Below are 12,366 nucleotides of genomic sequence, written 5' to 3'. Positions count from 1 at the left end.
CCCCGCGACACCGACAGCCCCGCCGACGCGGACGGCCCCGGACGGCCCACCCGCCTCCGGCCCGGCGCGGCTGCTGGCCCTCGGGAGGGAGTTCGCGAAGTTCGGCACCGTCGGCGGCCTGGGCATCTTCGTCAATCTCGCGGTCTTCAACATCTGCCGCACGGCCACGGACCTGCCGGTCGTCCGGTGCAGCGTGATCGCGACGCTGGTCGCCATCGCCTTCAACTACCTGGGACTGCGCCACTTCGCCTACCGGGACCGCGACAAGAGCCACCGCAGCCGGGAGATCGCGCTCTTCGCCGCCTTCAGCGCCGTCGGCCTGGTGATCGAGAACGGCGTCCTCTACATCGCCACCTACGGGTTCGGCTGGGACACCCCGTTCCAGAACAACCTGTTCAAGTTCCTGGGCATCGGGGCCGCCACGCTGTTCCGCTTCTGGTCCTACCGCGCCTGGGTGTTCAGAGCGCTGCCGCGGCACGCCCAGCCCGGTCCCGACGACCCCTCGCATCACGGCGACCCCTCGAACAACACGAGCAACCCCGCCGCGTACCACCCCGAGACCACCGCACCTCCACCGTAGAGACACACCCGCACCCCTAGCCGAGCACGCGCGAGCGGACGGGCCGCCAACAGCAGCGGAACCGGCAGGAACGGCAGCATGAAGCGTGGCTTGGAGAAGGGCGAGCCCGGCGTGCCGACCATCAGCAGCCACGCCCCCGCGAGCAGCACCACCAGTGGCCACGGCACGCTCCGGTCCAGCGCCAGGGCGAGCACCGCGACGGCCGTCAGCACCACCAGGCCGAGCACCACGGCGCCGCGCACGTCGGAGACCCGGCCGGCGCGGTCGTAGAGCAGGACGTCCCTCAGGAAGCGCGCCGTGCCCCGGCCGAAGTCGAACGACTGCCCCCAGGCGCGCTCGGCCTCGAACCAGCCGTCCACCCGGCCCACCTTGCCGCCCAGGAAGAGCCAGCTCCCCAGCAGCCCGAGCGGCGCCAGGGCCAGCGCGGCCCACGGCCGCCAGCCGTCCCGGCGCCGCACCACCGCCCAGCCGGCCGCCAGGACGACCGTGCCGATGAGCACCGAGGCTGTCGGCCGGACGGCGCCCGCCACCACGCACAGCGCGGCGGCGGCCAGCCAGCGCCGCGCCAGCAGGGCGACCATCGCCCACACCAGGGCGGCACTGAAGACCGCCTCCGAGTACGGCACCCACAGCGCGAAGGCGTACGGCGAGCAGGCCCACAGCGCCACGCACGCGTAGCCGGCGCCAGGGCGCCCGCCTATGGCGCGCACGAGCACGTACACGCCGGAGGCGGCCACCGCGGCGGCGCACCAGGAGACCACCACCCCGGCGTACGCCACCGGGAGCGTGGTGAGGAGGTGCACGCCCCTTATCAGCCCCGGTACGAGCGGGAAGAAGGCGAGCCTGCTGAAGGCCGGTGCGCCGTCGTCGCGGTAGACGATCTCGCGCGGATAGCCGTGCCCCGCGATGTGCAGGTAGTTGCCGCTGTCCCAGCGGTGCAGCAGTTCCCCCACCCCGCGCCCGAGGTGGTGGTTGACCAGCAGCAGCGTCGCGAAGCCGACGGAGGCGACCGCGAGGTAGAGGACGGCCGCGAGGGCCGCCTCCCGGCGCGTCGGGGCGGGGAACCAGGACCGGACGACCCGCCGGCGCACCGGGGCGGGTTCCGGTCGAGAGACGACCTTCATCCGTCTCTCTTAACACGATCCAACCAGACAAAAGGGGCGGCCCCGGGGATTTCGCCCCGGGGCCGCCCTCAGTTCACTCAGGCGTCAGCTGTGCGTACGCAGCAGCGTCCGCATCGTCCGCATGGCCACCGACAGGTTGGCCAGGTCGAAGGCGTCCGAGCCCCGGATCTCGTCCAGCGTGGTGCGCGCGCGGACCAGGATCGCGGCGTTCTTCTCCTCCCACGCACGGTAGCGCTCCTCCGGCGTCGAGGCGCCGTTCCCGACGGAGAGGATGTCGGACGTGAGCGCCGCGTGGGCCGCGTAGAGGTCCTCGCGGATGGAGGCACGGGCCATCGACTGCCAGCGGTCGGCGCGCGGCAGCTCGATGATCCGGTCCATCAGCTGGCTGATGTGCAGCCGGTCCCCGAGGTCGTAGTACACCTCGGCCACGTCCAGCGGCTCCTTGCCGGTGCGCTCCGAGACCGCGACGATGTCCAGCGCCGGGAAGGCGGAGGAGAAGCCCGCCACCCGCACGGCCAGGTCGTCCGGCACCCCGGCCGCCACCAGCTCGTCGTGGATGTCGCGCCACCACTCGCTGTCGGCGCCCTTGAGCAGCTTGGGCAGCTCGAACCAGACCGCGGCCACGCCGTCCCGGAAGAACTCGATGGTCTCGGCCAGCTGGAGCGGCTGCGGGCGGTTGTTGAGCAGCCAGCGCGTGCCGCGCTCGACCAGCCGGCGGCCGTGCAGCCGGATCCGGGTCTGGACGTCGGCGGCGACGGTGTTGTCCAGGGCCTCGACGGCGTCCCAGACCCGGCCCAGGCCGAAGATCTCCCGGGCCGCGGTCTGCGCCCGGACGATCTCCTCCAGCGACGCGCCCGTCTCCTCGCGCAGACGGTGCAGGAAGGTCGAACCACCGCTGTTGACCGTGTCGTTGACCAGGACGGTCGTGACGATCTCACGGCGCAGCGCGTGGGTGTCGATCTGCTCGCCGTAGGAGGTGCGCAGCGCCTCCGGGAAGTACGCGTAGAGCAGCCGCTCCAGGTACGGGTCGTCGGGGAGCTCGGTGCCCAGCAGCTCCTCGGCGGTGGTGATCTTGATGTAGGCGAGCAGGACGGCCAGCTCGGGCTGGGTCAGGCCGCGGCCGGTCGAGAGCCGCTCGCGGATCTGCCTGTCGTTGGGCAGGAACTCCAGGGCCCGGTCCAGGTGCCCGTCGCGGGTCAGCCTGCGCATGATCCGCTGGTGGGCGTGGAGCAGGCTGGGGGCCTGGGCGACGGCGTTGGCCAGGGCCGTGTTCTGCGCGTAGTTGTTGCGCAGGACCAGCTCGCCGACCTCGTCCGTCATCTCCGCGAGGAGCTTGTTGCGCTGCTTGACGGTCATGTCGCCGTCCATGACCAGGCTGTTCAGCAGGACCTTGATGTTCACCTCGTGGTCGGAGGTGTCCACGCCGGCGCTGTTGTCGATCGCGTCGGTGTTGACCCGGCCGCCGGTGGACTCCGGGCCGCCGGACAGCGCGAACTCGATCCGGCCGAGCTGGGTCAGACCGAGGTTGCCGCCCTCGCCGACGACCTTGACCCGGAGGTCCTGGCCGTCGACGCGGATCGCGTCGTTCGCCTTGTCGCCGACGTCCGCGTGCGACTCGGTGGACGCCTTCACGTACGTGCCGATGCCGCCGTTCCACAGCAGGTCGACCGGGGAGCTGAGGATCGCCTTCATCAGCTCGGCGGGGGTCATCTTGGTGACGCCCGCCTCGATGCCGAGGGCGGCCCGCACCTGGGCGTTGACCGGGATCGACTTGGCCGTGCGGGGGTGGATGCCACCGCCCTGGGAGAGCAGCGAGGTGTCGTAGTCGGCCCAGGAGGAGCGGGGCAGCTCGAACAGCCGGCGGCGCTCGGCGTAGGAGACGGCCGCGTCCGGCGTGGGGTCGAGGAAGATGTGCCGGTGGTCGAAGGCGGCCACGAGGCGGATGTGCTCGGAGAGCAGCATGCCGTTGCCGAAGACGTCACCGGACATGTCACCGACGCCGACGACCGTGAAGTCCTCGGTCTGGGTGTTGTGGCCCAGCTCCCGGAAGTGGCGCTTGACCGACTCCCAGGCGCCGCGGGCGGTGATGCCCATGCCCTTGTGGTCGTAGCCGGCCGAGCCGCCGGAGGCGAAGGCGTCGCCCAGCCAGAAGCCGTAGGACTCCGCGACCTCGTTGGCGATGTCGGAGAACGTGGCGGTGCCCTTGTCGGCGGCGACCACCAGGTAGGTGTCGTCCCCGTCGTGGCGCACGACGTCCTTCGGCGGCACGACCTCGCCGCCGACCATGTTGTCGGTGATGTCGAGCAGACCGGAGATGAAGGTCTTGTACGAGGCGATGCCCTCGGCCAGCCACGCGTCGCGGTCCAGGGACGGGTCCGGGAGCCGCTTGCCGACGAAGCCGCCCTTGGCGCCGACGGGCACGATGACGGTGTTCTTCACCATCTGCGCCTTGACCAGGCCGAGGACCTCGGTGCGGAAGTCCTCGCGCCGGTCGGACCAGCGCAGACCGCCGCGCGCGACCTTGCCGAAGCGCAGGTGCACACCCTCGACGCGCGGGGAGTAGACCCAGATCTCGTACGCGGGGCGCGGCGCCGGCAGGTCGGGGATGGCCTGCGGGTCGAGCTTGATCGACAGGTACGGGTGCGGCGTGCCCGCCGCCGTGCGCTGGAAGTGGTTGGTGCGCAGCGTGGCCTTGATGACCGTGAGGAAGGCCCGCAGGATGCGGTCCTCGTCCAGGCTCGCGACCTGGTCCAGGGCGCCGTCCAGCTCCTCCATCAGGCCGTCGATCAGCTCGCGGCCCGCCCGCTGGAGCGCGGGCGACATCCGGGCCTCGAACAGATTGACCAGCAGGCGCGTGGTGTGGACGTTGGTGCTGAGGGTGTCCTCCATGTACGCCTGGCTGAACGGCGAACCGGCCTGCCGCAAGTACTTGGCGTAGGCCCGCAGCACCATGGCCTGGCGCCAGTCCAGGCCGGCCTTCAGCACGAGCATGTTGAAGTTGTCGTTCTCCGCCTCGCCGGTCCAGACGGCCGCGAAGGCCTCCTGGAAGCGGCCGCGCGCGTCGTCGCCCTCGGTCCGGTCCGGCATCCGCAGACCGAAGTCGTAGATCCAGGCGGTCGTCCGGTCGGCGCAGCGCAGCTCGTACGGGCGCTCGTCGACGACCTCGACGCCGAGCCGGTGCAGGACCGGCAGGACGGCGGAGAGCGAGACGGGCTCACCGGTGCGGTAGATCTTGAAGCGGCGCTCGCCGGGGCCCGCGCCGACCGGCTCGTAGAGGCTCAGCTCGAAGTCGCGGTCGCCGCCGGCCGTGGTCAGCTTCTCCAGGTGACCGAGGTCGGAGACGGCGCCGCGGGGGCTGTGGTCCGCCTTGTAGCCCTCGGGGAAGGCCTGGCCGTAGCGGCGCAGCAGCTCGGCGGCGCGCTCCTCGCCGACCTCGGCGGTCAGCGTCTCGGCGAAGCCGTCCGCCCAGGAGCGCGCGGCCTCGACCAGGCGGGCCTCGATGCGCTCGACGTCGGCGTCCGTGAGGTCGGGCAGCGTGGCGCCGGGCTCGACGCGGACGACGAAGTGCAGCCGGGAGAGGACCGACTCGGTGTTCCAGGCGGTGAAGTCGACGCTGGTGCCGCCGAGCTCCTCCTTGAGGATGTCGATCAGCCGCAGCCGGACGCCCGTGGTGTAGCGGTCGCGCGGGAGGTAGACCAGGGCGGAGTAGTAGCGCCCGTAGGTCTCCTGGCGGAGGAAGAGCCGCAGCCGGCGGCGCTCCTGGAGGTAGAGCACGCTGGTGGCGACGGCCCGCAGCTGGTCGGCCGGGGTCTGGAACAGCTCGTCGCGCGGGTACGTCTCCAGGATCTGGAGCAGGTCGCGGCCGTCGTGGCTGTCCGGGGTGAAGCCGGCGTCGGCCAGGACCTGGGCGACCTTACGGCGGACGACGGGCACGCGGCGCACCGACTCGGTGTACGCGGCGGAGGAGAACAGGCCGAGGAAGCGGCGCTCGCCGGTGACGTTGCCGTCGGCGTCGAACTTCTTCACCCCGACGTAGTCGAGGTAGGAGGGCCGGTGCACGGTGGCGCGGCTGTTGGCCTTGGTGAGGACGAGCAGCTTGTGCTCGCGGGCCTTGGCGCGGGCGTCGGCGGGCAGCCGGTTGAACGAGGGGGACGCGGGGCCGGTGAGGTGGGCGTGGCCGGGGCCCGCGTGGTGGCCCTCGTCGTGGTGCGCGGGGTCGGAGCGCAGGATGCCGAGGCCGGTGCCGGGGACGGCGCTGAGCACGTCCTCCTCGCCGCTCTCGGTGGAGACCTTCGCCAGCTCGTACTCGCGGTAGCCGAGGAAGGTGAAGTGGTCGGCGGCGAGCCAGCGCAGCAGCTCGCGGGCCTCCTCGAGCTCCGAGGCGGGGACGTCGGCCGGGGTCGGCTCGGCGGGCAGGCCGTCGGCGATGCGCTGCGCGGCGTCGCGCATCTTCGCCCAGTCCTCGACGGCCTCGCGGACGTCGGAGAGGACCCGGAGCAGGTCCGCGGTGATCTGCTTGAGGTCGCCGCGGTCGGTCTCCCGGTCGATCTCGACGTGGATCCAGGACTCGGTGACGGCGTCGTGCGGCAGCTCGGCGTCCTTGCCGTTGCCGTGGGCGTCGCAGTTGGAGCCGATGATCTCCAGCAGGCGGCCGGTGACGTCACGGCGGACGATGACCTGCGGGTGGATCACGACGTGGATGCCGCGACCCTGCCGGGAGAGCTCGTTGGTGACGGAGTCGACCAGGAAGGGCATGTCGTCGGTGACGACCTCGACCACGGAGTGGCTGCACGTCCAGCCGTTCTCCTCGACGGTCGGGGTGTGCACCCGCACGTTCGCGGTGCCCTGCGGCCGGTTCTCGGCGAGCCGGTAGTGCGAGAGCGCGGCGCCGAAGACGTCGACCGGGTCCCGGCCGCTGAGGTCCTCGGGCGCGGTGTGCAGGTAGTAGCGCTGGAGGTACGCGGTCAGGGTCTCGGGGTCGAGGCCTCCCTCGCCCTTCGGCCCAGTCGGTTGTTGCCCCCCGGCAGGGCTGTTCTCAGCGACGCGAGCCGCCCGTTCGAGCAGCTCGGCCTTGGCTTCGTCCAGCTTGGTCTGCATGTCCTCTGGCTCCTGTCGCGCGCCGTTGCGTGACATAGGTGGTGGAGGCATCACGCCACGACACGGGGTCTCCGGTCGTCTTCGACGTTATGCCGGAATGAGAGGTGGCCGGGCCGTTCTCGACGAACTTCGTCAGACGTGCCGGGCTCGGGGAATCAGCGGTGGCCCGGGGGCGGTGGCACTCCGGGCGCAGGGCAGGAGCGCCGTCGCTCCCGCTGGATATCGCGCTGATCACCTGGTAAGGCTATCGCTCTTCCCCGGGGAGCCGTCATGAGCTGTTTGTGTACAAAACCCGGGCCGGAACTTTGACGGTCTGGACAGCGACGCGGCCGGGCCGCCCGTACTTTCTTCCGCACAACCGTCCGCACCTGCGCTTTCCCTCGGTTACAGGCCTTCGTCCCGGCTGCCCGCTCAGCTCGCGGACCGTCTCCGGCCGGCCAGCCGCGCGGCCTCCGCGACCGCCTCGGCGAGGCTGTCCACGACGGGCACCCCGGCGGCCGTGAGGCCGGCCCGGCTGTGCGATCCGCCGGTGTACAGCACGGCGTGGGCGCCCACGTGGGCGGCCGCGACCGCGTCGTCGAGGGCGTCGCCGATGACGACGGTGCGGTCGGCGGGTATGCCGTCGAGCCCGGCGAGATGGCGGGCCATGTGCTCGGCCTTGCTGCCGCCGGAGGGTCCGGTGCGGCCGTCGACACGGGTGAACCGGCGCTCGATGCCGAAGCCCCGCACCAGCGGCACGAGGTCCTCATGGCCGTACATGGACATGATCGACTGGGTGCCGCCGGAGGTCTGCCAGCTCTCCAGGAGTTCCTTGGCGCCGTCCGCGAGGCCGCAGCCGAGGCGGTGGTCCAGGTAGTGCCGGTGGAAGACCCCGTCCATGTGGTCCCACTCGGCCTCGGTGGGCAGCCGGCCGAGCAGCCGCTCGTAGAACTTCGGGATCGGGACGCAGTACAGCTCGCGGTACCGCTCCAGGGTGATCGGCTCCAGGCCGATCTCGGCGAAGGCGGCGTTGGTCGCCGCCATCACCGCGTCGATGTCGTGAAAGAGCGTGCCGTTCCAGTCCCAGACGATGTGTGCCACGTGCTTCCCCATGACCAAGACCGTACCGACCGGGTCCGACAGCGCCGTCCCGGGCCGTCCTGTGCCGCCCTGTCCCGTCCCGGGCCGCCGCCGGACGGTCGTGCCGTCAGACCAGGTTCGGGATCTCCTGGATGCCGAACCACATCAGCTCGTGGTCCTCGGCGCCGTCCACGGTGAACTGCGCGTCGTCGTCGCCCTGGTCCGCGGCGCCGAGGGCGGCCGCCGCGGCGGCGACGTCCGCCTCCGCGTCGCCGGAGTCGACGTGCACGGCCGCTGCCTTGGCCAGCGGCACCGCGGCGGCCAGCCGGACCTCGCCGATCGCGGCCTGGTCCAGGCCGCGGTCCGGGTCGGCCACGGCGGCGCCGTCGGGGACGTCGATCGCGACGACCACCCGGCGGCGGGCGGCGGCCGGGTCGGCGGCGAGGAGGCGCAGGGAGGCCGCGGCGGCGCGGCCGAGGGCCGCGTACTCCAGCTCCTCGACGTCGTCGGACAGATACCACTCGCGCAGGGCGGGGGTGACGGCGTAGGCGTCCAGCGGGGCCGGGCCCAGCTGTCCGGTCTTGTGCGCCTCGGCGAGACCGGGGAGGGTCAGGGGGACGTAGACGCGCATGACAGCCGCTTTCCTGAGGGTCCTGGGGGCGTGCGCCGAGGACGTGAACCGTGCTGCCAGCATACGGGCGCGAGTCCCCCATCGAAGTGCCGGGAGCCCCTGTCCGGGCGCGTCCCACGAGCCCGCCGGACCGCGCTCCGCCGCAGGTCGCGGGCCACGCGCCGGACCCGTGTCCCCCTGATAGGTGAAGGGCCGCGGATCCCCCGCCGCCACCCTCCCGATCTTGCCGCTCCCCGGTGGCGCCGATAGAAGATCACCGACGGAAGTTACCGCCCGGTATCAGCAGCCGGGCCCGGCACCACGGGGGCGATCCGCATGTACAGGTCCACCGGTTCCACCAGGCCCGCCGCACCGGGCGGCGGCCGGACCGCGCCGCCACGGCGCACCGACGGCAGGCGGCCCGACAGCAGGCGCCCGCACCCGGACGCCGCGGCCCGCCGCCGCGAGCGCGAGCGGCTGCCGCGCTACTGGTTCGCCGAGCGCCTCCTGCTCACCCTCAGCGGCCAGCGGCCCGTGCACTGGATGCTCGGCCACACCCTCGGCGCCGCCTACGACCAGCTCGCCGCGCTCGCGCCGCAGGCCCCGCTGCGGCCCGCGCCGCCGGGCCGTACGCCGGCCGTCCGGCGCTGCGACGAGTTCCGGCCCCGGCCCGGGGTGATCGAGGCCTTCGCCCGGATCGCCTCCGGGGACCGGCTGCACGCCCTCGCCTTCCGCCTGGAGCGCGGCGGGGACCTCAAGTGGCGGTGCTCGGCCGTCGAGCTGGCGGGCGCCCGCGCCTGAGCCCGCGGACGCCCACACGCGGGACGAGGGCGCCCCGGAAACGCGCGGGGCGGGGGCGGCACACCCGAAGGTGTCCCGCCCCCGCCCCGGCGAAGGTGACTACTTCTTGCGGCGGCGGCCACCGCTGTTCTTCTGGGCCTTACGGCGCTCGGCGCGGGTCAGACCGTCCGCCGGGGAGCGGGTCGGGCCGTCCTCGCTGGCGAAGTCGCCCTCGACGACACCGCCCTCGCCGTCCACCGTGGGGGCCGAGAAGTGCAGCCGGTCGGGCCGCTGCGGGGCGTCCAGGCCCTTGGCGCGGATCTCCGGGCGGGCACCGGCGGGCACGGCGTCCTGGACGCCCTTCTCCAGCGACGGACCGGCGTCCTGGACCGGGACCTCCTCCAGCTGCTGGTCGACCTGGACCTCCAGGTTGAACAGATAGCCGACGGACTCCTCCTTGATGCCCTCCATCATGGCGGTGAACATGTCGTAGCCCTCGCGCTGGTACTCCACCAGGGGGTCCTTCTGGGCCATGGCGCGCAGGCCGATGCCCTCCTGGAGGTAGTCCATCTCGTAGAGGTGCTCACGCCACTTGCGGTCCAGGACCGACAGCACGACGCGGCGCTCCAGCTCGCGCATGATGTCGGAGCCCAGCTGCTGCTCGCGGGCCGCGTACTGCTCGTGGATGTCGTCCTTGATGGACTCGGCGATGAACTCCGCGGTGATGCCCGCGCGGTCGCCCGCCGCCTCCTCCAGCTCCTCGACGGTGACCTTCACCGGGTAGAGCTGCTTGAAGGCGCTCCACAGCCGGTCCAGGTCCCACTCCTCGGCGAAGCCCTCGACGGTCTCCTGGCGGATGTAGTCGTCGATGGTGTCGTCCATGAAGTGCTTGACCTGCTCGTGCAGGTTCTCGCCCTCCAGGACGCGGCGGCGCTCGCCGTAGATGACCTCGCGCTGGCGGTTGAGCACCTCGTCGTACTTCAGGACGTTCTTACGCGTCTCGAAGTTCTGCTGCTCGACCTGGGACTGGGCGGAGGCGATGGCGCGGGTGACCATCTTGTTCTCGATCGGCACGTCGTCCGGGACATTGGCCATGGCCATGACGCGCTCGACCATCTGGGCCTTGAACAGGCGCATCAGGTCGTCGCCCAGCGAGAGGTAGAACCGGGACTCGCCCGGGTCGCCCTGACGGCCGGAGCGGCCGCGCAGCTGGTTGTCGATGCGGCGGGACTCGTGGCGCTCGGTGCCGAGGACGTAGAGGCCGCCGAGCGACTTGACCTCCTCGAACTCCGCCTTGACCGCGGCCTCGGCCCGCTCCAGGGCGGCGGGCAGCGCGGCCGCCCACTCCTCGACGTGCTCCACCGGGTCCAGGCCCATCTGGCGCAGCTCGGCCTCGGCCAGGTCGTCGGGGTTGCCGCCGAGCTTGATGTCCGTACCGCGGCCGGCCATGTTGGTGGCGACGGTGACGGCGCCCTTACGGCCGGCCTGGGCGACGATCGACGCCTCCCGGTCGTGCTGCTTGGCGTTGAGCACCTCGTGCTGGATGCCGCGCTTGGCGAGCTGCTGCGAGAGGTACTCGGACTTCTCGACCGAGGTGGTGCCGACGAGGATCGGCTGGCCCTTGTCGTGCTTCTCCGCGATGTCGTCGACGACCGCGTCGAACTTGGCGACCTCGGTGCGGTAGATGAGGTCGGACTGGTCCTTACGGACCATCGGGCGGTTGGTCGGGATGGGCACCACGCCGAGCTTGTAGATCTGGTGGAACTCGGCGGCCTCGGTCATCGCCGTACCGGTCATGCCGGAGAGCTTGCTGTAGAGGCGGAAGAAGTTCTGGAGGGTGATCGTGGCGAGGGTCTGGTTCTCGTCCTTGATGTCCACCCCTTCCTTCGCCTCGATCGCCTGGTGCATGCCCTCGTTGTAGCGGCGGCCGGCGAGGATACGGCCGGTGTGCTCGTCGACGATCATGACTTCGCCGTCCATGACGACGTAGTCCTTGTCCTTCTTGAACAGCTCCTTCGCCTTGATGGCGTTGTTCAGGTAGCCGACGAGAGGGGTGTTGACCGACTCGTAGAGGTTGTCGATGCCCAGCCAGTCCTCGACCTTGCCGACACCGGCCTCGTGGATGGCGACGGTGCGCTTCTTCTCGTCGACCTCGTAGTCGCCGGTCTCCTCGACACCCTTCTGGGGGTTCGCGGGCTCGCCCTTGGTGAGGCGGGTGACCAGCTTGGCGAAGTCGCCGTACCACTTGGTGGCCTGGTCGGCCGGGCCGGAGATGATCAGCGGCGTACGGGCCTCGTCGACCAGGATGGAGTCGACCTCGTCGACCACGGCGAAGTTGTGGCCGCGCTGCACGAGCTCGTCCTGCGACCACGCCATGTTGTCGCGGAGGTAGTCGAAGCCGAACTCGTTGTTGGTGCCGTACGTGATGTCGCGGTTGTACATGTCACGGCGCTGCGCCGGCGTCATGTTGGCGAGGATGCAGCCGACCGACAGGCCGAGGAACTTGTGCACCCGGCCCATCAGCTCGGAGTCGCGCTCCGCCAGGTAGTCATTGACCGTGATCAGGTGCACGCCCTTGCCCGACAGGGCGTTCAGATACGCGGGGAGGGTACCGACGAGGGTCTTGCCCTCACCGGTCTTCATCTCCGCGACGTAACCGAGGTGCAGGGCGGCGCCACCCATCAGCTGGACGTCGTAGTGGCGCTGGCCGAGGACGCGCTTGGCCGCCTCACGGACGGTCGCGAACGCCTCGGGCAGCAGATCGTCCAGGCTCTCGCCGTCGGCGTAACGCTGCTTGTACTCGTCGGTCAGGGCCCGCAGCTCGGCATCGGAGAGCGTGAGGAAGTCTTCCTCGATGGAATTGACCTGGTCCGCGATGCGGTGCAGCTTGCGCAGGATCTTGCCTTCTCCTGCACGCATGATCTTGCCGAAGACGGACACGTAGGCTGACTCCTTGCCGGTCGGGCCTGGCACTGGGCTCACCCCCGGCCGCGAGGCAGGGGAAGGGTGCGCGGGCACGACGGGACAGTCCCCGCCGCAACGGCCATCGTAAGCGAGGACCCCGCCGCGCCGGGAGGTCCGTCGGGGCCTGGGCCCGCTGTCACCCGCAAGGGGAA

Annotated in this window: 7 protein-coding genes; 2 read left to right on the top strand and 5 right to left on the bottom strand. The window is 71.4% G+C overall.

All coding sequences use genetic code 11. From position 1 onward, the window contains the following. Nucleotides 1-73 precede the first annotated feature (73 nt). Nucleotides 74-580 (top strand): GtrA family protein, encoded by a 507-nt coding sequence (locus SMD11_RS20850; protein ID WP_087930634.1) that lies wholly within the window; start codon nt 74-76, stop codon nt 578-580. Here the strand turns inward: SMD11_RS20850 and SMD11_RS20845 are convergent. The 4 genes from SMD11_RS20845 to SMD11_RS20830 all read right to left on the bottom strand — a co-directional run bounded on the left by SMD11_RS20845 (nt 508) and on the right by SMD11_RS20830 (nt 8,491). Beyond that, complete coding sequence (locus SMD11_RS20845; protein ID WP_159395335.1) at nt 508-1,704, bottom strand: hypothetical protein; 1,197 nt, start codon at nt 1,702-1,704, stop codon at nt 508-510. The two genes, SMD11_RS20850 and SMD11_RS20845, sit on opposite strands and share 73 nt — an antisense overlap. An 84-nt stretch (nt 1,705-1,788) precedes the next feature. Then, on the bottom strand, nt 1,789-6,801 hold the full coding sequence (locus SMD11_RS20840; protein WP_087927888.1) for an NAD-glutamate dehydrogenase: 5,013 nt from the start codon (nt 6,799-6,801) through the stop codon (nt 1,789-1,791). Nucleotides 6,802-7,212: 411 nt separating this feature from the next. Then, nucleotides 7,213-7,893, bottom strand: a complete 681-nt coding sequence (locus SMD11_RS20835) for an HAD family hydrolase (protein ID WP_087927887.1) — start codon at nt 7,891-7,893, stop codon at nt 7,213-7,215. A gap of 94 nt (nt 7,894-7,987) precedes the next feature. Then, nucleotides 7,988-8,491 (bottom strand): DUF6912 family protein, encoded by a 504-nt coding sequence (locus tag SMD11_RS20830; RefSeq protein WP_087927886.1) that lies wholly within the window; start codon nt 8,489-8,491, stop codon nt 7,988-7,990. Nucleotides 8,492-8,806: 315 nt separating this feature from the next. On the opposite strand from SMD11_RS20830, the gene SMD11_RS20825 reads away from it, so the two are divergent. Continuing rightward, a complete protein-coding gene (locus SMD11_RS20825; protein WP_199843920.1) occupies nt 8,807-9,271 on the top strand; it encodes an Rv3235 family protein in 465 nt (154 codons plus the stop codon). A gap of 99 nt (nt 9,272-9,370) precedes the next feature. Here SMD11_RS20825 and secA read toward each other — a convergent pair whose 3' ends face one another. Beyond that, nucleotides 9,371-12,190, bottom strand: a complete 2,820-nt coding sequence (gene secA / locus SMD11_RS20820) for a preprotein translocase subunit SecA (protein ID WP_087927885.1) — start codon at nt 12,188-12,190, stop codon at nt 9,371-9,373. Between the last annotated feature and the right edge of the window lie 176 nt (nt 12,191-12,366).

The organism is Streptomyces albireticuli (genome assembly GCF_002192455.1).
Taxonomy (GTDB): Bacteria; Actinomycetota; Actinomycetes; order Streptomycetales; family Streptomycetaceae; genus Streptomyces; species Streptomyces albireticuli_B.
Note: the sequence above shows the minus strand (reverse complement) of the source record. Positions and strands in the feature narration are given on the sequence as shown.

Bases quoted from the DNA above. Each gene is read 5' to 3' on its own strand.
- SMD11_RS20845 (WP_159395335.1), bottom strand. From the start codon at position 1,704: ATGAAGGTCGTCTCTCGACCGGAACCCGCCCCGGTGCGCCGGCGGGTC.
- SMD11_RS20840 (WP_087927888.1), bottom strand. From the start codon at position 6,801: ATGCAGACCAAGCTGGACGAAGCCAAGGCCGAGCTGCTCGAACGGGCG.
- SMD11_RS20835 (WP_087927887.1), bottom strand. From the start codon at position 7,893: ATGGGGAAGCACGTGGCACACATCGTCTGGGACTGGAACGGCACGCTC.
- SMD11_RS20830 (WP_087927886.1), bottom strand. From the start codon at position 8,491: ATGCGCGTCTACGTCCCCCTGACCCTCCCCGGTCTCGCCGAGGCGCAC.
- SMD11_RS20825 (WP_199843920.1), top strand. From the start codon at position 8,807: ATGTACAGGTCCACCGGTTCCACCAGGCCCGCCGCACCGGGCGGCGGC.